The 18,671-nt window shown below is 29.9% G+C and carries 17 protein-coding genes, 1 pseudogene, 1 riboswitch and 1 other annotated feature; of the genes and pseudogenes, 5 read left to right on the forward strand and 13 right to left on the reverse strand.

Annotation, left to right across the window (positions count from 1 at the left end; genetic code table 11):
- Window positions 1-85 precede the first annotated feature (85 nt).
- Window positions 86-2,035, reverse strand: a pseudogene (metG, locus tag ACQPUW_RS14220) (methionine--tRNA ligase); the annotation flags it as partial.
- Between the two features lie 96 nt (window positions 2,036-2,131).
- Window positions 2,132-2,371, reverse strand: a binding site (T-box leader).
- A gap of 123 nt (window positions 2,372-2,494) precedes the next feature.
- On the opposite strand from metG, the gene ACQPUW_RS14225 reads away from it, so the two are divergent.
- Window positions 2,495-2,992, forward strand: coding sequence for an FUSC family protein (locus ACQPUW_RS14225; protein ID WP_430838154.1), 498 nt, complete (start codon window positions 2,495-2,497; stop codon window positions 2,990-2,992).
- A gap of 149 nt (window positions 2,993-3,141) precedes the next feature.
- Window positions 3,142-3,702 carry a hypothetical protein gene (locus ACQPUW_RS14230; protein ID WP_430838155.1) on the forward strand — a complete coding sequence of 187 codons (561 nt, stop codon included), beginning with the start codon at window positions 3,142-3,144 and terminating at the stop codon, window positions 3,700-3,702.
- A 64-nt stretch (window positions 3,703-3,766) separates the two neighbouring features.
- Here ACQPUW_RS14230 and ACQPUW_RS14235 read toward each other — a convergent pair whose 3' ends face one another.
- From ACQPUW_RS14235 to ACQPUW_RS14255, 5 genes are all read right to left on the reverse strand, one after another.
- Window positions 3,767-5,542: an aminopeptidase P family protein gene (locus ACQPUW_RS14235; RefSeq protein ID WP_430838156.1), complete on the reverse strand. Its 1,776-nt coding sequence runs from the start codon at window positions 5,540-5,542 to the stop codon at window positions 3,767-3,769.
- Between the two features lie 102 nt (window positions 5,543-5,644).
- A complete protein-coding gene (locus ACQPUW_RS14240; RefSeq protein ID WP_430838157.1) occupies window positions 5,645-6,187 on the reverse strand; it encodes an Hsp20 family protein in 543 nt (180 codons plus the stop codon).
- 135 nt (window positions 6,188-6,322) lie between these two features.
- Window positions 6,323-8,035 (reverse strand): Na+/H+ antiporter NhaC family protein, encoded by a 1,713-nt coding sequence (locus tag ACQPUW_RS14245; protein ID WP_430838158.1) that lies wholly within the window; start codon window positions 8,033-8,035, stop codon window positions 6,323-6,325.
- 120 nt (window positions 8,036-8,155) lie between these two features.
- A riboswitch (Lysine riboswitch) is annotated at window positions 8,156-8,329 on the reverse strand.
- An 84-nt stretch (window positions 8,330-8,413) separates the two neighbouring features.
- Window positions 8,414-9,664: an aminopeptidase P family protein gene (locus tag ACQPUW_RS14250; protein ID WP_430838159.1), complete on the reverse strand. Its 1,251-nt coding sequence runs from the start codon at window positions 9,662-9,664 to the stop codon at window positions 8,414-8,416.
- A gap of 18 nt (window positions 9,665-9,682) precedes the next feature.
- Entirely contained in the window at window positions 9,683-10,123 is a 441-nt protein-coding gene (locus ACQPUW_RS14255; protein ID WP_430838160.1) for an ACT domain-containing protein, read from the reverse strand.
- Between the two features lie 241 nt (window positions 10,124-10,364).
- Here ACQPUW_RS14255 and ACQPUW_RS14260 point away from each other — a divergent pair, with 241 nt between their 5' ends.
- Window positions 10,365-11,522, forward strand: coding sequence for a dicarboxylate/amino acid:cation symporter (locus ACQPUW_RS14260; RefSeq protein ID WP_430838161.1), 1,158 nt, complete (start codon window positions 10,365-10,367; stop codon window positions 11,520-11,522).
- A 128-nt stretch (window positions 11,523-11,650) separates the two neighbouring features.
- On the opposite strand, the gene ACQPUW_RS14265 is transcribed toward ACQPUW_RS14260, so the two are convergent.
- Genes ACQPUW_RS14265 through ACQPUW_RS14280 form a run of 4 tightly spaced genes read right to left on the reverse strand, consistent with a single transcriptional unit; the run spans window position 11,651 to window position 15,128 of the window.
- Window positions 11,651-13,249 carry a putative ABC transporter permease subunit gene (locus ACQPUW_RS14265; RefSeq protein ID WP_430838162.1) on the reverse strand — a complete coding sequence of 533 codons (1,599 nt, stop codon included), beginning with the start codon at window positions 13,247-13,249 and terminating at the stop codon, window positions 11,651-11,653.
- Entirely contained in the window at window positions 13,242-13,967 is a 726-nt protein-coding gene (locus tag ACQPUW_RS14270) for an ABC transporter ATP-binding protein (protein ID WP_430838163.1), read from the reverse strand. The genes ACQPUW_RS14265 and ACQPUW_RS14270 overlap by 8 nt, the downstream gene beginning before the upstream one ends.
- A 48-nt stretch (window positions 13,968-14,015) precedes the next feature.
- Window positions 14,016-14,540: a spore maturation protein gene (locus tag ACQPUW_RS14275; RefSeq protein ID WP_430838164.1), complete on the reverse strand. Its 525-nt coding sequence runs from the start codon at window positions 14,538-14,540 to the stop codon at window positions 14,016-14,018.
- 12 nt (window positions 14,541-14,552) lie between these two features.
- Window positions 14,553-15,128 (reverse strand): nucleoside recognition domain-containing protein, encoded by a 576-nt coding sequence (locus ACQPUW_RS14280; protein WP_430838165.1) that lies wholly within the window; start codon window positions 15,126-15,128, stop codon window positions 14,553-14,555.
- Between the two features lie 124 nt (window positions 15,129-15,252).
- Between ACQPUW_RS14280 and ACQPUW_RS14285 the strand changes: the two genes are divergently transcribed.
- Together ACQPUW_RS14285 and ACQPUW_RS14290 are read left to right on the forward strand one after the other, a co-directional pair.
- Window positions 15,253-15,438, forward strand: coding sequence for a hypothetical protein (locus ACQPUW_RS14285; RefSeq protein WP_204594134.1), 186 nt, complete (start codon window positions 15,253-15,255; stop codon window positions 15,436-15,438).
- An 88-nt stretch (window positions 15,439-15,526) separates the two neighbouring features.
- Window positions 15,527-15,799 carry an ATP cone domain-containing protein gene (locus ACQPUW_RS14290; RefSeq protein WP_430838166.1) on the forward strand — a complete coding sequence of 91 codons (273 nt, stop codon included), beginning with the start codon at window positions 15,527-15,529 and terminating at the stop codon, window positions 15,797-15,799.
- A 70-nt stretch (window positions 15,800-15,869) separates the two neighbouring features.
- On the opposite strand, the gene ACQPUW_RS14295 is transcribed toward ACQPUW_RS14290, so the two are convergent.
- The 3 genes from ACQPUW_RS14295 to ACQPUW_RS14305 form a co-directional block, all read right to left on the reverse strand.
- Window positions 15,870-16,565, reverse strand: a complete 696-nt coding sequence (locus ACQPUW_RS14295; protein WP_430838167.1) for an NAD(P)/FAD-dependent oxidoreductase — start codon at window positions 16,563-16,565, stop codon at window positions 15,870-15,872.
- A 167-nt stretch (window positions 16,566-16,732) separates the two neighbouring features.
- Complete coding sequence (locus ACQPUW_RS14300) at window positions 16,733-18,133, reverse strand: MATE family efflux transporter (RefSeq protein ID WP_430838168.1); 1,401 nt, start codon at window positions 18,131-18,133, stop codon at window positions 16,733-16,735.
- Window positions 18,134-18,144: 11 nt separating this feature from the next.
- Window positions 18,145-18,609: a hypothetical protein gene (locus tag ACQPUW_RS14305; RefSeq protein ID WP_430838169.1), complete on the reverse strand. Its 465-nt coding sequence runs from the start codon at window positions 18,607-18,609 to the stop codon at window positions 18,145-18,147.
- Between the last annotated feature and the right edge of the window lie 62 nt (window positions 18,610-18,671).

The following is an 18,671-nucleotide window of genomic DNA, read 5'->3' on the forward strand; positions in this document are numbered from 1 at the left end:
AATTCTCTCCCTCTGCTATTAATATAAATAAGGAAGTCAACTTATAATCTAAGCTGACTTCCTCTTTAGTGTTTATTTTATACTACTATCTTACTTCGCTTCCAGTTGGTAGTTTACCAGGATCTACTAAGTTTAATACGCTATCATCATCATTTGATGCAGCAAGTATCATACCTTGTGATAATTCCCCTCTTAACTTAACTGGCTTAAGGTTTGCTACAAGAACAACATTTTTTCCAACTAATTCTTCTGGTTTAAAATGTTTTGCTATTCCTGAGACAACCTGTCTAACTTCTCCACCTAAATCTACTTTTAATTTAAGTAATTTATTTGCTTTCTTTATTGGCTCACATTCTAATACTTTAACTACCCTTAGGTCAAGTTTTTCAAAATCATCTATTGTAATTTCTTCTTTTATCGGCTTCATTTCTTTAACTTCTTCTTGAGGTTTAATAGCCTCCATTTGAGTTTTTCTTAATTCTTCAAGTTCAGCAAGCTTCTTTTCAACATCTATTCTTGGGAATAAACTATCCCCCTTTTTAACTGTTGTTCCTGGCGCTGTTCCATCAAAACCTTCTAATGAACTCCAATCTTTAGCTGTTACTGCTAATTGTTCATTTATCTTTTCTGATGTTGTTGGTAAGAATGATGATATTAAAACTGATGCAAATCTTAAAGATTCTGCTAAGTTATAAAGTACAGTTCCAAGTCTACCTTTCTTATCTTCATCCTTAGCTAATATCCAAGGAGTTGTTTCATCAATATACTTGTTAGCTCTTCCAACTAAATCAAAGATATATTCTAAAGCTTCTGGGATTCTAAGCTCTCCTATAGCTTCTTCAACCTTCTTTGGAGTATCTAACGCAAGATTTATTAACTCATCATCAACTTCTTCTTTTTCTAATGGTGCAGGTATTACTCCATCGAAGTATTTTTCTACCATTGCAACTGTTCTTGAAAGTAAGTTTCCAAGGTCATTACAAAGATCTGAGTTTATCTTCTTTATGAATATTTCATTATTGAATAATCCATCTGCTCCAAAAGGTATTTCTCTTAATAAGTAATATCTAACCGCATCTACACCGAAGTTTTCAACAAGTGCAACTGGATCTACTACATTTCCTTTTGATTTACTCATCTTACCACCATCAACAAGTAACCATCCATGGCCAAATATTTGCTTTGGTAATGGTAAATCAAGCGCCATTAACATTATTGGCCAATAAATTGTATGGAATCTTAATATATCTTTACCTATTAAATGAACATCTGCTGGCCAGTATTTATCAAATAACTCTGTATTATCACTACCATAGCCTAATGCAGTTATATAGTTTGATAATGCATCTATCCATACATATACTACGTGCTTTTCATCAAATGTTACAGGTACTCCCCAATCAAAGCTAGTTCTTGAAACACAAAGATCTTGAAGTCCTGGTCTTAAGAAGTTATTTAACATTTCATTCTTTCTTGATTCTGGTTGAATGAAGTGTGGATGTTCTTCAATATATTTTATTAATCTATCAGCATACTTACTCATTTTGAAGAAATAAGCTTCTTCTTTTGAAGTTTCAACTGGTCTACCACAGTCTGGGCATTTTCCATCTACTAATTGGCTTTCTGTCCAGAAAGATTCACATGGAGTACAGTATAATCCTTCATATGAACTCTTATAAATATCTCCTTGATCATATAATCTCTTAAATATCTTTTGAACAGCTTCTACGTGATAATCATCTGTTGTTCTTATGAATTTATCATAGCTTACGTCCATCATCTTCCAAAGGTCTTTGATTCCTGCAACGATTTCATCTACATGCTCTATTGGCTTTATTCCTTTTTCTTCTGCAATTCTTTGAATCTTTTGACCATGTTCATCTGTTCCTGTTAAGAACATAACATCATATCCTGTTAATCTCTTAAATCTTGCAATTGCATCTGCTGCAACTGTTGTATAGGTATTACCTATATGCAGTTTCGTTGATGGATAATATATTGGTGTAGTTATATAGTATGGTTTTTTACACATCTTAAAATCCTCCTTGTTATTTACATATTAAATGTATTTTTTACTATTTTAAAATTTTTATAGTTTCCTTTAATAAAAAATCCTCTATGCAATATACTGCATAGAGGCGTTATATACGCGTACCACTCTACTTCATTCTTATCTCACAATAAGAAACTCACTAGGTGAATTATCACCATGCAATATAACGGTTGCTCCCGTATCTTCCTTACTAAATCCTATCAGCTCAAAAGATATGCTCAAAGTCCATCTTCATAAAAGTCTATAACGCTAACTTTCAGCCATTGTTAGCTCTCTTTGGAAATCTACTTTTATTACTCTTCTTTTCATAGCATTTACATTTTAAGTATATAATATTCCATATAGTTTTATATGTCAATTACTTTTAACCTTTATTAGTTTAACATAATATTATTTCATATGATATAATATTAAAATACTTAATTAGAGAGGGGAATAAGTATGAAGCTAAATGTGCATAGAGTGGGTTTACGTAATATAAAGACGGCTCTAGCAGTTACTGTATGTATGGTTATTTTTCAGCTTATTGGAAGAGAAAATGCTTTTTATGCTTGTATAGCTGCAGTTATCTGTATGAAAGATACTGTATCAAGTTCTTTTACAATGGGCAAAAATAGACTGATAGGTACTATAATAGGAGGGGTATTTGGAATATTAATTATATTTATTATGATTAAACTTCCTTTTTTGTATAATTATAATGCTTTTGTTACTGGTTTTGGTATTGTTGGGGTTATATATACATGTAATCTTTTTAATAAACCCGGTTCTGTAACCATAGCATGTATAGTGCTCATTGGTATCATGATAAATTATAGTGGTCCACAATCATATGCTTACGCAATTGGTAGAAGTATAGATACTGCTATAGGAATTATAGTAGCGATTTTAATTAATAAATATTTTAATCCACCAGAAGAAAAAGAAAACAACGAATAATATAATTAAAGAGGCAATTTTGTCTCTTTTTTTATTTTTATAAATCCGCTATCACCTTATTCACCTACTATTCATTTTTTATTTACTTTTTGTTAATATTTGATTAGAATATATTTGAATCAATTTGATAAGGAAAGGATTATCATATAATGCAAAAATATATTTATTTAGTATTCTCTTATACTGGTTCAAATTTATCAAATTGCATAAAATTTGTTACCAATGATATGTATACTCATGTTTCAGTTAGCTTAGATGATTCTTTCACCGAAATGTATTCCTTTGGAAGGAAGATTCCAAATAATCCTTTTGTTGCAGGTCTTGTTAAAGAGAGTCTTTATGATGGTACATTTAAATTATTTGGAAAAAGTAAGTGCTTAATATATAGAATCAAAATAACGAAAGAACAGCATTTAGGAATAAAGAGAGATTTAGAGAATCACTTTAATAAGAAGGAGATTTACAGATATAATTTTTTAGGTCTTATATTTGCTCCTTTAAGAGTTTCATTTAAAAGAGATAACTATTATTTCTGCTCTCAATTTATATCTGAGCTTTTGATTAATAACAATATATTCTCATCAAACAAAAAGCCTGAGTTCATAAAGCCTAGTGATATTCAAAGAATTAATTATGATTATATTGTATACGAAGGACTTGTAACTAACCTATCATCTCAAAGTGTACAAGCTATGCAATGTATATTTTAAATTAAATTAACTATTCATAATAAAGGCCCAATTAAATAATTAATATATTCAATCGGGCCTTTTATTATATTCTTTTAGTTTCTTTTTTTAAGAATTTTCTTTCATCATCACTTAAATAAGCTGAAAGTGTATCATACACCCACTTATGATAATTATTAATCCATTCCTTTTCTTTGTGGTCTAGTAATTTAGTATCTACTCCTTGTAAATCTATTGGACATAGTGATATTACTTCAAATTTGTAGAATTCACCAAATTCTTTTGATGATGTATCTTTAACTACAAGCATAGTATTTTCAGTTCTTATACCATGCTTTCCCTCTCTATAAATTCCTGGCTCATTTGTCAAAATCATTCCTGGTTCTAATGAAACTTTATTTGGAACTGGGCTTATACTTTGTGGACCTTCATGTACATTTAAGAAAAATCCTACCCCATGACCTGTTCCGCATTTATAATCTATACCTTCATCCCATAATGGTCCCCTAGCTTTAATATCAAGGTTTGATCCAGTTGTTCCCTTTAAAAATTTTGTATTCATTAAACTTATATGAGCCTTTAAAACTAATGTAAAATCTCTCTTTTCTTCCTCTGTAAGCTTTCCAAGTACAAAGGTTCTTGTTATATCAGTAGTTCCATCTAGATATTGACCACCTGAATCTACTAGTAAAAATCCTTTTTCTTCTAACTTATAATTAGTTTTTTCTGTTGCAAAATAATGCATCATTGCACCATGGTCTTTATGACCTGCAATTGTATTAAAGCTTATTCCTTTAAATAATTCTCCTAAAGCTCTAAACTCCAGCAACTTATCAGAAGCTGATATCTCGCTTATTTCTATTTTGCCTATATTTTCTTTAAGCCATTTAGTAAATCTAACCATTGCTATACCGTCTCTTATTTGACACCTTTTTAGATTCTCTATTTCAATATCATTCTTTATAGACTTTAGTGATGTTGTTATATTCAATCCTTCAATTATATCTACATTTTCATTTACATTAGTATATATAAATGAACTTATCTTATTTGGATCTATTAATACACTTCCTTTAATATCTTTAACATCTTCTTTTATATCATCATATTCTTTTAATATTATGCCTTCTTCATTAAGCTTATTTCTTACATCATCTAGCACTTTAGAATTATCAACATAAAGAATCGCTTCATCTTCCTTAATTAATGCATAGCTTATTACAACTGGGTTACATTCAACATCATTTCCTCTAATATTATAAAGCCACGCTATATCATCTAATGAAGCTATTATATAATTTGCTGCCCCTAAGCTTTTCATCTTCTCTCTAACTTCGCTAACCTTCTCTTTTGTACTCTTTCCGCAATACTTAATATCATGTATAAATACCTTCTCCATAGGTAGCTTAGGTCTATCTATCCATACATCATTTAATAAATCATACTCACTCTCTATCTTTATTGATTTTTTATCTTCTATGTTCTTAAATTGCTTATAGTCAGTTACTGAAAATACCTTTCCATCAAAAGCTAGGACTTCATCAGAATTCATATTATCCATAAGCCATTCTTGTAAACTTGGCCATCCAGGTATTCTCATTTTAAATAATTCTATATTAGAACCTTCAAGTTCTTTTTCAGCTTGAATAAAGTATCTTCCATCAGTCCAAAGTATAGCTTTATCTAGCCCCACTAATAAAGTACCTGCTGATCCTGTAAACCCTGACATATATGCTCTTCCTCTATAGTGTTCACATACATACTCACTTTGATGAGCATCACCACTTGGAATAATATAATAGTCTATTCCTCTTTTCTTCATTAGACTTCTTAATGACTCTATTCTCTTTAATATATCCATAATCTTGCCCCCTTTTTTCTTCTACTATATTTTCCCATATACATACTTTTATATCAAGCTTATCTAAAACAAAAAATCTGAGAATGCAAAAGCATCTCAGATTTATTCTTCTTCGTAATCAACAACATCAATAATATTGTCTTCATTCTCTATTAAGTTATCATTCCTATTTCCTACTATTTCCTCCATATACTTAGGAAGTTCTAGTCTTAATCTATAATTTTTGTATGAGGCTTTAAGCCTTGTAGCATCAGCATTAGGTACAAAGAATTCTCTGCTAAATTCATCACCAAATTGCATTACCATCATAGACATATTATACCCATTAGAAAATACTTGTTTTCTTCTAACATTTAAATATATATAACTATCTTTATAATCTATTTTTATATCTTGTCTATCTATCCCTGGAAATTCTCCTTCTATTAAGTATTTATCATTTTCATCTCTTATATTAACTTTTATTATACTATCTTCATTATTATAATCTCCATTGAAGCCTTCATTAAGATTTTCTAAAAGACCTGAATTAAATAGGCTATCAACTATTCCATCAATGAAATTATTGTTATTTATAAGTGCATTAAATGTCTGAGTAAATATATTAGTCAGGTCATTTCCACCATTCATAATATTTCTATTCATTATACGTCTCCCAATATAAATTTTTCCTCTATATAAGTTATTACATTTACGCATATGATGACACAAATAATTTATAAGTTATAAATAAATCCCACAGAACTTTATTCCGTGGGATTCTATATTATTGAAAATATTTTATTCTACATTATCAACTGGCTTTCCTATAAACCTTACTGCTAATGCAAGTACCAATATAGCAACTGGTAATATAATATACACTGGTATATTTAATCCTGCTGGAATGTACCCAAGTAGAATCGTTGCTCCTCCAACAAATAACGCATACCACATTTGTGTCTTAACGTGTTCTATATGATCACATCCAGCCCCCATTGATGAGAGAATGGTTGTATCTGATATTGGTGAGCAATGATCTCCAAAGATTGCTCCAGTAAGCACCGCACTTGTACTTAATACTATATACCCCATTTCTGGTGAGATTGAATGTGCAAGAGGTATTGCAAGTGGCATAAGTATTCCCATTGTTCCATAAGCAGTTCCAGTTGCAAATGATATTACTGCACCTAGAATAAATATAATACTTGGAAGTAAGAAGGCTGGTATTGAATCTGAAAGTAATGTAACTAAGTATTTAGCTGTTCCTAAATCTTTTATTACTGAACTTAATGACCAAGCAAGTAAAAGTATTACACCAGTGATTATTAGGCCTTTCATTCCATCAATCCATACATCTATAGCTTCTGAAATTGTAAATATCTTTTTGCAAACAGCCATTAATATAGCAACTATTGATGCAAATACTGCTGATTGGAAAAGTGCTGTTGATGCATCTGCTGCACTAAATGCTTGCTGAATAGCTTGGAATGAAAATGGTGAATTAGTAAGTATCCCTTGAAGAGCTACATCATTCCCTGCCATTATTGATGAGTATCCACTATAATAAAAACTTACAAGTGCTGAAATTATTAATGTTCCAATTGGAATTATTGCATTCCATACACTTAGCTTTACTCCTTCTTTAACTTCCATTTCTTCATTTACAGTTATGCTTTCAAGCTCTGCTTTTTTATCTTTAATTCCTTTTCTTGCTCTAATCTCTGCTTTTCTCATAGGTCCAAAATCTCTAAGCATAAGTGTTGTAATTACAACAAAAGCAAGTATTAATATATTATAAAATCTAAATGGTATAGTGTCTAAAAACACTCCAAAAGCATCTACCTCTACTCCTATTTGAGTGAATGAATCATTTATAAGTCCAACTTCAAGTCCAATCCATGTTGATATAATAGCAAGTCCAGCAATCGGAGCTGCTGTAGCATCTATTATAAAAGCTAGTCTCTCTCTTGAAACTTTTAATTTATCTGCAACTGGTTTCATTATAGGTCCAACAATTAATGAATTTGCATAATCATCAAAAAATACTAATAATCCTAAGAACCAAGTTGTCATTTGAGCACTTCTTGGTGTCTTAGCTCTTTTAGCTAACGCCTCTGCTATAGCTCTTGCTCCACCCATCTTAGAAACTAGATTTATAACACCACCTATAGCTAATACTTGAAGTATAATTCCAGCATTCCAAGGATCTGCAAGTGAATTTAAAACCCTTTGAATAAAGTCTAGGAATGCTTGAATTAATGATATAAATGCATTATTATCTACTATTTGAAGCATAAAACATCCTGCTAATGCTCCAACGAATAATGAAATAACAACATTTTTAGTGATAAATGCTAATACAATTGCAACTAATGGTGGAATTATCGTCCAGATACCAAATTTATCTGCATTTATAGTTCCAGGATCAACCTCTGCTGCAAAAGCAACTGTTGACATACTCATCATTAAGATGAATGTTAATAAAAATACTAAATAATTTCTTTTTTTCATGATTGAATCCCCCTCAAAATAATTTTTGTGAATATTAGAGGCCCATCATTTATTGCTCTTTAATACAAAAAAAGAACCTTGAGATAACACTCAAGGTTCTACTATATACGTAAAAATCCGTTGAATGATAGCTCACCACAATATAATTGTGACAGTCTTATGCATATTCTACATAAGCCCAGGATTATAGCATTAAAGCATTAGCTATATCCTTCGGCGACATCTCCTTTTCTATCATCTCTAAGTGCTTACCTCAATGATAGTACTCTTAAATATCGCGCCTCTACCTCTTCTCATTATTCACTTATTAAAATAATGTTATTATACATTATTTTCAAATTACTGTCAATAGTTTATTAACATTTTATCTTTATTTTATTAACATTTGCTCATAAATGCTTCTATATCTTCTACACTCTTAATCATATCTTTAGTAAGAACTTCGTGTCCACCATCTGTTATTAATACATCATCCTCTATTCTTACTCCTATTCCTTCTTCAGCTATATATATTCCAGGTTCTACTGTATATACCATACCTGCTTCTAGAGTAGTATTTCTTCCTGGATTTTCAACATCATGAGTATCTAATCCAAGACTATGTCCTATACTATGCCAGTAGTATTTTGATACATCTTTCTTATCTTCTATAAGACCAAGTTTAATACATTCTTCAGCAATCCAATCCCTTGACTTCTTATTAATATCTAAAAAGTTCACACCTGATTTTAATTCATCTATTACTCTTTCATTAACTCTTAAAACAGCTTCATATACTTCCTTTTGTCTTTCTGTAAACTTACCGTTTACAGGGAAGGTTCTTGAAATATCCCCATTATAATAATTAACTTGTGCTCCTAAATCAAATAATATTAAATCTCCATCTTTAGCTTCTGAATTATTATCTACATAATGAAGAATTGTGGCATTTTTACCTGCTGCTGCAATAGTCTTAAATGCGTAATCACGTACTCCTCTTCTCTTACATTCAAATTCAAAGTATGCTTCAAGCTCATATTCTTTCATACCTGGCTTTATATTTTTCATTATTGATTCAACACCTTTAATTGTTATATCAATAGCTTTTTGCATTTCTATTACTTCTCCAGGGCTCTTTATTAATCTTAAAGGAGCTAATATAGGAAATATATTTTTTATAGTTACTTGTGAGTATCTATTCTTTAATTCATTGCAGAAAGTATTGCTTACTGAAGGAAGGCTATCAAAACCATCTCTTTCTAAGTCTAAGTATATAGTTTTTTCTACACTCTCATTTAAAATTTTATTCAAATAACCCTTGAATTCTCCTAAGTATAAAACTTCTTCAATCTTATTTATTTCATATACTTCTTCTTTTCTTATAGTTTTTCCTAGCCATTTTTCTTTTTCTTCATCAATCTCCTTTATAAACATCTTTGCAGTTATATTTCCATTACTCTTTTCCATAACAAGTATATGATCTTCTTCATCTATTCCTGTTAAGTAATAAAAATTTCTATTTGGTGTAAAATCATATTTTTCATCTGCTGTTTTCTTTGGTGCATTACCAGCAAAAAGAATTACTAATTCATTATCCTCTAGCTTTTCTGCTAACCTTTTCCTATTTAATTCAAATACTTCGTTTTTCATATTGATCCCTCCAAATGTTTATTCAACAGCCAATACCCTAACCTTTATTACTCCATCTATTTCACTCATTTTATATAAAAACTTTTTAACATCGCCTTTTATCTTAGAAACATCTAGAGTTATAGTAACATTAGCTGTCATGTTTATTGGTATATCTTGATTTATTGTTAATATATTTAGTTTTCTAGTTGCAATAAAGTCTAATACCTTTGATAATACTCCTGATTCATGAGAAAGCAATAGCACAATTGTTATTTTTTTGCTATTAACTCCTTCTGCCATTGGATAAACGGCATCTTTATATTTATAATAAGTGCTTCTACTTATACCAACCTTCTTTACCCCTTCTGAAATATCCTTAACCTTTCCTGTGTGTAATAATTCTTTTACTTCAATAACCTTATAGAATACGTTTGGTAATACATTTTCATTAACTATGTAGAATCTTTCTTCTGACATATATCTCGTCCCCCTGTACTTTTAAAAACAAATCCCACAATCTGTTTTTTAGTATAATTTAATTTATGCTTATTACTCTAATTTATAGGCATATTATCTCCTAATATACATATAATTATTGTTATTCTTCTTTTTATTCTTATTTCCTCTTTATATTATGCTTTTATGTTAAATAAATAGACATCTTTTCTATATTCTTATAATATCATATAAAATACACTTGTCCATAGGAGGAATACATATGAAAAAATTAGGTTTAATCCCTAAGCTTATAATAGCAATTATATTAGGTTTATTAGTTGGAAACTTTATGCCCGAAGGATTTATAAGAGTATTGGCTACTTTTAATTCCTTATTCGGTAATTTTCTTGGATTTATAATTCCACTTATCATATTAGGATTTGTGGTTTGTGGTATTGCAGACCTTGGTGGTTCTGCTGGTAAAATGCTTGGATTTACAACATTATTAGCTTATGGATCAACACTTTTGGCAGGATTCTTTGCTTTTTTTGTTTCATCAAATATTTTTCCGAGGTTCATTACTGCAGCTGAATCTTTTAGTGCAAGTAATCCTGAAAAAGGACTACTACCCCCTTTATTTGTAGTTGATATGCCACCTATAATGCCTGTTATGACAGCTTTACTTTTAGCTTTTCTTTTAGGGCTTGGTATATCATCATTAAAAAAAGGTCGTACTCTTTATAATATGGCTTTAGAATTTCAAGAAATAGTTCAAAAAGTTATTAAAGTAATTATTATTCCATTAATCCCATTACATATTTTAGGGATATTTGCAAATATGACATATACAGGCGAAGTTCAAACTATCTTCTCTGTATTTTGGAAGGTATTTTTAATTATACTAGCTCTTCAATTCTGTATAATACTATTCCAATTTTCAATAGCTGGCGCTGCTAGTAAAAAGAATATTTTTGTTCTCCTAAAAAACCAGGTTGCCGGCTATTTAACTGCTCTTGGTACTCAATCATCTGCTGCAACTATACCTGTAAATCTTGATGTTGCTGAAAGAAATGGTGTATCAAAAGGTGTTAGAGAATTTGTTGTTCCACTTTGTGCAACTATTCACTTATCAGGTAGTACTATAACTCTTACTTGCTGTTCAATAGCAGTAATGCTTCTAAACGGTATGAATTTTACTTTTCCTCAATTTGCTGGATTTATAGCAATGCTTGGTATAACTATGGTTGCTGCCCCTGGAGTTCCTGGAGGTGCAGTTATGGCAGCACTTGGAGTACTTCAAGCTAATTTAGGTTTTAGTGAAGCACAGCTTGCTTTAATGATAGCACTATATATAACACAAGATAGTTTCGGAACTGCTTGTAATGTATCAGGAGATAACGCAATTGCATTAATAGTTGATAGATTTAAATTTAAGTAGAGTAAAACAGTATAAGTACTTAATATTAATATTGTCAGTCTGTAGATTAAAATAGAGATGGTCTAATGCCCATCTCTATTTTTATATTACTTAATTTTTAATACACTCTAAATATATTAATTTAATTACTAAACTTTATCATATAACTTAGGCCCATTTTTCATTAACATTTTATATGAAATTATAGTTACTAATAATATTATAGCTACATTTAAAGCAAATATTATATATATATTTATTATCATAAATGCAAGCCATGTTAATATCGCTCCAATAGGAATAAATATTAAAAACATTATAAGAGGTTTAAAGTTCTTATTAAATAAAGCCTTTTCATCCTCCCAGTCAAGTTTTGGAGAGCTATAATCCATATATACACCTATTACAGAAACCATAACTATAGTTAAAGCTTGTAATATTAAACTCATAATAAATGCCATTATAGGAGCATCAAAATATATAAGTATAAATACTCCAATTAAAAATCCTATACAGTTTATCATTATTGATGAAAGTATTTTAGACTTTATTTGTGTTTTATAATCAATAGGAATATATTTTAATACCATTAAGTTTTTGCCTTCTCTACTTATACAAGTAGAGGCAGCACTACCACCAGCTATTGTTAATGCCATAAATAAAACAGATCCTCCAACTATAACCATACTTCCAAAAGCTTCATTACCCAAAGATACCCCATTACCTAAAAAAGCAACAAAAAATATTGCTGGCATATATATAATCATAACAACACAATTTATAAAAAATGTTGGTGTTCTAAATATCATCTTTACATCCTTAATAGCAAGTGTTACTAGCGGAGATTTTTCTTTTATATATTCTTTATTATTTTCTAATATCTTTTCTCTCTTACCTACAGTCTCTGACATTCCAACGATACTCTTAAAGTATAACTTATCTCCAATATAATATAGGATAAAAGTAAGTATTAAAGTTGCTACAATTAATAATACTAAATTAATTATTCCTTTACCTTCATTACTATATAATAATGCATTTGCACCAAATATATTTGTAAAGAATATCCCATTCATAGTCTCCATAAGCCCATTACTTTTCTTTAATAATCCTTCAATTGTACCTGTAGCACTGGCACCTCTATTTGAAAAGAAATTAATTAATACAATAAAAGCTATTGCTATGACACCTGAAATTGTTTTAAACATATCCTTATGTCTTGATATATTAGTAAATCTCATAACTATTAATGAAATTAGTAAGCATAACATAAGTGGTAATATTGGATTTACTATTATAATTATAATTGCAAATACGTAATATAATACTCCCATATTAGCCTGTAAGCCATAAGCTATAAGCGGTAAAATTATTATACATGTATAAACATACATATTTAATAAAGTAACTGCAAACTTACCTATCATAATATCACTAGCCTTAAATGGCATTGGCATAAGTACTTCTATATCTTCTGAGAAGAAAAAGACATTAAGCACAGTATAAATACCCATAAGAAATGTTGTTGCACTTCCCATAAATAATATAAATGATATAAGATATCCTTCTTGATTTATTGCCTTAAAACCCTCATAAGTTGTACCAATCATTATACATATAGGTGCTGAAAATAAAAGAACTAATCCGAGCATAAGAGCCATCATTAATGTACCTGACGTTTTGTTATTAAACATCTCTCCAAGAGCATTTTTTAAAAAGAATTTTGTTGCCATCTTAATCCTATTCATGTTCTGTCATCTCCAAGAACATTTTTTCTAATGACTCACTCTCTTTAAACTCTTCTCTCATTTCATCTAAAGTTCCGACGAACTGTAATTTCCCCTTATTTATAATTGCAATTCTATCACAAACTTTTTCTGCTACCTCTAGTACGTGAGTTGAAAATAATACTGTATTACCTTCATCTGCATGTTCCCTCATCATCTCTTTTAATATATATGATGATTTAGGATCTAATCCAGTTAATGGCTCGTCCAGTATCCACACTTTAGGTTTATGGAGTAAAACTCCCATTATTATCATCTTTTGTCTCATCCCATGAGAATAACTTTGAATTTTATCTCCTAAAGCACCTTCCATTGAAAATCTTTTTGATAGATCTTCTATTCTACCCTTTCGATCTTCCTTTGGTACTCCATATACATCTCCCATAAAGTTTAAGTATTCAATTCCTGTAAATCTTAGAAACATATCGGGATTATCAGGAACATATCCGAATTGTTCCTTTGCTCTTACTGGCTCTTTAGTTATATCCACATTATTGATTGTAATATTACCATCAGTTATTTCTGATATACCCGTTATCATTTTTATAGTAGTTGTTTTCCCTGCTCCATTTGGTCCTAAAAGTCCAAATATTTCTCCATCTTTAATCTGTAGATTAATATCATCTACCGCCTTAAAAGTTCCATTGTATGTTTTGCTCACACCTTTAATACAAATCAACTTAATCCCCCCTTTTTTTAGTTAAATGTTACCATAATATATTACCTATTACAATAACATCCAATTAACCACTATAATAGCTGTTATAATAGCAGTTATATCAGCTATTATAGCTGCCCAAAGGGTATGTCTTATCTTTTTAATTTTTGCTGCTCCAAAGTAAACCGTTATTGTATAAAATATAGTCTCCGTAGTTCCCATAATCACTGACGCAACAAGTCCAATAAATGTATCTGCCCCATATGTTTTAATTATTTCTGTAAACATTCCAATTGCTCCACTTCCTGAAATTGGCTTTATTAATACTAAAGGTACAACTTCCTCAGGTAGTCCTATGGCCCCTGAAAGTGGTGAAATTCCTTTATTTAATAAGTCTAAAAGATTTGAACTCTTAAGTATTTGAACTGCCACTATCATAGCCAGAAGGCATGGAAATATTCTCATACAAACTCCAAGACCATCTTTAGCACCTTCTATAAACCATTCATAAACTTTTCTTCCCTTTATCATTCCATAAAATAGTATTATTGCAACAACTACAGGGATTATACTTTTTGTCATATAATCAAACATAATACATCCCCCTTAAAAATATCGTTGTAATATCTTACAGCAAGTTATCCCAACTATTGCTGCTACTCCAGTAGATATCATCGCTGGAATTATAATTATTCCAGGATTACCAGAACCTGCTGCTGCCCTTATTGAAATAATAGTTGTAGGAAGTAACTGTATACAAGCTGCATTCATAACTAAAAATAATGACATATCATTAGATGCTATACTACTACTTTTATTTAATCTCTCCATTTCTTCCATTGCTTTTATTCCAAAAGGAGTTGCTGCATTAGAGAGTCCCATCATATTTGCAGTTAGATTCATTACTATAGCACCAAGTGCTTTTTCATCCTTAGCCGCATCTTTGAATAACATTTTAAGGACAGGTCTTAAAAGTTTAGCTAGTTGTGCTGTAAGCCCACTCTTTTCTGCTACTTTCATAACTCCACACCAAAAACACATTATTCCAGCAAGCTCAATAATAAAAGTTACCGTACTTCCACTGCCATTTACAATAGCCTCTGTTATCTTATCTGCGTTTCCAGTAAAGAGTGCAAATATCACTCCAAAAAATATCATCAAAAACCAAATGTAATTAATCATATTACCCTCCATAAAATAAGTACTGTTAACATTTAAATATATGCCTTGCGTAAGGGTTTTAGTAGTGATAGGATAAATATATATAAACATAAGTTAAATATGATATGTTAAAGGAGAAGCTTGAATGAAAGAAGAAAATCTTAAAATAGCACAACAAGATATTGAAGAAGCATTAAAAACTGTAGAGGATCTAGAAAATGGAATCGATAATGACAATATGTCAAAAGATGATATAAAAGAAAAATTCATATCATTAAGCGATAGACTTCAACAATTAGAAGATATCTTAAAGAATGAAGGCATATTATAAAATTTAATAGTATCTAGAAAATATAAGAAGCTTATCCTATAAGCTTCTTTTGTGCATTTTTAATATTTATACAAGGGAGGAATTTAAAATGAGAGTAGTAAATAAACATAATGAGGTCGTTCCATTTAATTTTGAAAAATTAAAAAAGAGTATTTTTGGCGCATTTGAAGATGCAGATTTTTCATACACAGAAGGAGATTTAGACTTAGTTTCAAAAAATGCAGAAGATATATTAAAAGAGATTACTAATGATTGTAGAGCCGCATCTTATGATGAATTAATTAACTCTGTAGTTAAATCATTAAATAATAATGGGTTTAAAAGTATAGCTTTAGCATATGAAAAAATCTATAAATTATAATCTATTTTAAATAAAAAGAACTATAGAAATAATTATATTTTATAACTATTCCTATAGTCCTTTTTTTCTTTTATAATACTTTATCCTTAAATTCTTTTAATCCAATCCTGTCTATATAATCACCAAGTTTTTCTCCTGGCATACCCTCTTCTTTATAGATTTCAAAAATTTTATCTACTATTCTCAAAGCTTCCTTTTCATCTATATCTTGTATAATTATATCTGCCATTCTTGGATTATGTCCTGCTGATCCACCAGCAGTTACAAGAAATCCTGTCTTATCAGCTATAACTCCAACATCTTTTGAGTATACACCACCACATGCATTTCTACATCCCGCTACTCCAATTTTTGTTCTGCAAGGTACTTCCATGTATTGATACTTCTTTGAAAGTTTCATTCCTGTTCCTATTGTATTAAACTTAGATCTTTTACAATATCCAGCTGGGCACATTTCAACATTTTTAACTGTATTTTGCTTTTTTACAGCCGGTTCCATTCCAAGTTCTTCCCAAATCTTAGGCAAATCTTCACCCTCAAGATTTGTTATTAATAATCTTTGTCCTGATGTTATTTTAATTACTCCATTATACTTCTTTGCAACTTTTGTTATCTTCTCTAGAGTTTCTATAGTTATAAATCCTCCTGGAATATGAGGTGTTATACCAAAAGTCCTTCTACCATTTCTAATCTTTTGAAGATTACCATGATGTGCTCCACTTACCATAGTTGGCATATTAGTAACTGTATTTTTTATATCGCTCATAAGTTCTCCTCCTCTTTTAAAATATCTATTTAAATAAACTATAATAATTCCATTTTACAATCTTATTATATCTTACCCTTCTAAATTAAGTTGTAACCAAAGTTACAAAAATAAAAAAAGATATCAATTACTATATATTTACTATAGCAATTAATATCTAATTTATATTAACATATCTCTAATTCTTCTTCACCATCTAATACTATTGTCTCTTTTAATTTCTTCACTGAATTATAAAATATAATTCCTGTAATTAATGATGAAAGTCCATCACTTATTGCTCCTGAAAGCCATATTCCTGTAAGCCCAAGCGCTTCTCCATTTAATCCTGGAATATTTGGAAGTATTAAAAGACATGGTATTAAAAGAATAACTTGTCTTAATAAACTTAAAAACATTGATATCTTAGCCTTACCTACTGATTGGAAGTAATTTGAACTTATTACTTGGAATCCAATAACAGGTAACATAAATAAATAAATTCTTATTCCATCAGTTGCTATAGATACAAGCTCTGGATCACTATTAAATATTCTTATTAATAAGTGAGGTGCAAACTGTACTGCAATCCATCCTAATACAACTATTATGGTAGCAGCTATTGCTCCATATTTAACTGTCTCTTTTACTCTATGATATTTTCCTGAACCATAATTATATCCTATTATAGGCTGTGACCCTTGGTTTATACCAAAGATAGGCATTAAGAAAATCATAGAAATACTTGATATTATAGTCATAGCACCAATTGCTAAATCTCCACCATATTCCTTTAATGAATTGTTTGAAATCACTTGAACAATACTTGCCGCAAGTTGCATACTAAAAGGACTCATACCTATTGAAAATATACTAATAATAGTAGATTTCTCTAACATTAAATTCTCTAATCTAAGTTTTATAATACTTTTACCTCTAGTGAAATACTGAAGTACCCAAATTGTTGTTAAAACTTGTGAAATTACTGTAGCTATGGCTGCACCTCTAACACCCATATCTAGAGCAAATATGAATATTGGATCTAATATTATGTTAGTAATTGCACCAATTAACATTGATAACATAGCAACTTTAGGACTTCCATCGCTTCTAATTGAGTGATTAAGCCCAAAGCTTAACATATTTACAATTGTTCCAATGAATATTATTTGCATGTATTGCCTTGCATAAATTTCTGTATTTTCACTTGCTCCAAAAAGAGCTAGTATTGGATCTAAAAATATAAGTCCAACTATAGTAATTATGATACTTATTATAATTATTAAGGTAAATGCGTTACCTAAATGTTTTTCTGCTGCTTTCTTATCATGTTGGCCAAGCTTTAATGATACTCTAGCAGCTGTTCCTACCCCAACTAACATTCCAAATGCTAATATTATAGTCATTATAGGCATCGTTATTCCCACACCAGTTATAGCTAATTGTCCAATGCCCTCAATATTACCTATGTACATTCTATCAATTATATTGTATAGAGTATTAACCATCATACCTACAATTGCAGGTATTGAAAATGTTAATAGTAATTTTGAAATTTTTTCTTCTCCCAATCTTTTTTGCTGATTCATCTTTAAACCCCTTACCCTTTATTATCTATATTTACGCCCATGTCTTTAAGCATATTTTCAATTCCTTTCATTGAAGAAATATCTGATTTCTTCTCTATGAAATTACCATTTCTATCTAACGCTACTAATGTTGGTACTCCTGTAACTTCATACTTTTTTGCAAGTTCTATTGCTTCTTCATTATCTAAAGCATCTGAATTAGCATGTACTATATTAAATTGACTACCATATTCATCATGTAGAAGCTTTAGATTTCTCTCTGCTTTAACACTATTTTCTACAAGTGAGCTTTTAAATAGTATTATTGTTGGTAAATCTTTATTTATATCCTTCATGCTTGTTACAAATTCAGCTCTACCATATTTTATAGCATCATATTTATTCTTATTACTTATATGAATAATAGCAAAAGTACTAGCAGTTATAACTACAATAGCAATTATTATACTAGTAATTATTATGTGTTTTTTCTTCACAAATACTCCTCCTTCATAGTCTTTTCATAGATATACTATATCATAAATAAAGTATAATTGTT

The sequence above is a fragment of the Clostridium sardiniense genome (assembly GCF_050584765.1).
Lineage (GTDB): Bacteria > Bacillota > Clostridia > Clostridiales > Clostridiaceae > Clostridium > Clostridium sardiniense_A.

What these genes read in the sequence shown, in the direction of transcription:
- ACQPUW_RS14280 (WP_430838165.1), bottom strand. Translation starts at nt 15,128, where the DNA reads ATGATTAATTACATTTGGTTTTTGATGATATTTTTTGGAGTGATATTT.
- ACQPUW_RS14265 (WP_430838162.1), bottom strand. Translation starts at nt 13,249, where the DNA reads ATGAATAGGATTAAGATGGCAACAAAATTCTTTTTAAAAAATGCTCTT.
- ACQPUW_RS14300 (WP_430838168.1), bottom strand. Translation starts at nt 18,133, where the DNA reads ATGAATCAGCAAAAAAGATTGGGAGAAGAAAAAATTTCAAAATTACTA.
- ACQPUW_RS14235 (WP_430838156.1), bottom strand. Translation starts at nt 5,542, where the DNA reads ATGGATATATTAAAGAGAATAGAGTCATTAAGAAGTCTAATGAAGAAA.
- ACQPUW_RS14225 (WP_430838154.1), top strand. Translation starts at nt 2,495, where the DNA reads ATGAAGCTAAATGTGCATAGAGTGGGTTTACGTAATATAAAGACGGCT.
- ACQPUW_RS14295 (WP_430838167.1), bottom strand. Translation starts at nt 16,565, where the DNA reads ATGAGCGATATAAAAAATACAGTTACTAATATGCCAACTATGGTAAGT.
- ACQPUW_RS14260 (WP_430838161.1), top strand. Translation starts at nt 10,365, where the DNA reads ATGAAAAAATTAGGTTTAATCCCTAAGCTTATAATAGCAATTATATTA.
- ACQPUW_RS14245 (WP_430838158.1), bottom strand. Translation starts at nt 8,035, where the DNA reads ATGAAAAAAAGAAATTATTTAGTATTTTTATTAACATTCATCTTAATG.
- ACQPUW_RS14285 (WP_204594134.1), top strand. Translation starts at nt 15,253, where the DNA reads ATGAAAGAAGAAAATCTTAAAATAGCACAACAAGATATTGAAGAAGCA.
- ACQPUW_RS14240 (WP_430838157.1), bottom strand. Translation starts at nt 6,187, where the DNA reads ATGAATAGAAATATTATGAATGGTGGAAATGACCTGACTAATATATTT.
- ACQPUW_RS14255 (WP_430838160.1), bottom strand. Translation starts at nt 10,123, where the DNA reads ATGTCAGAAGAAAGATTCTACATAGTTAATGAAAATGTATTACCAAAC.
- ACQPUW_RS14230 (WP_430838155.1), top strand. Translation starts at nt 3,142, where the DNA reads ATGCAAAAATATATTTATTTAGTATTCTCTTATACTGGTTCAAATTTA.
- ACQPUW_RS14290 (WP_430838166.1), top strand. Translation starts at nt 15,527, where the DNA reads ATGAGAGTAGTAAATAAACATAATGAGGTCGTTCCATTTAATTTTGAA.
- ACQPUW_RS14250 (WP_430838159.1), bottom strand. Translation starts at nt 9,664, where the DNA reads ATGAAAAACGAAGTATTTGAATTAAATAGGAAAAGGTTAGCAGAAAAG.
- ACQPUW_RS14275 (WP_430838164.1), bottom strand. Translation starts at nt 14,540, where the DNA reads ATGTTTGATTATATGACAAAAAGTATAATCCCTGTAGTTGTTGCAATA.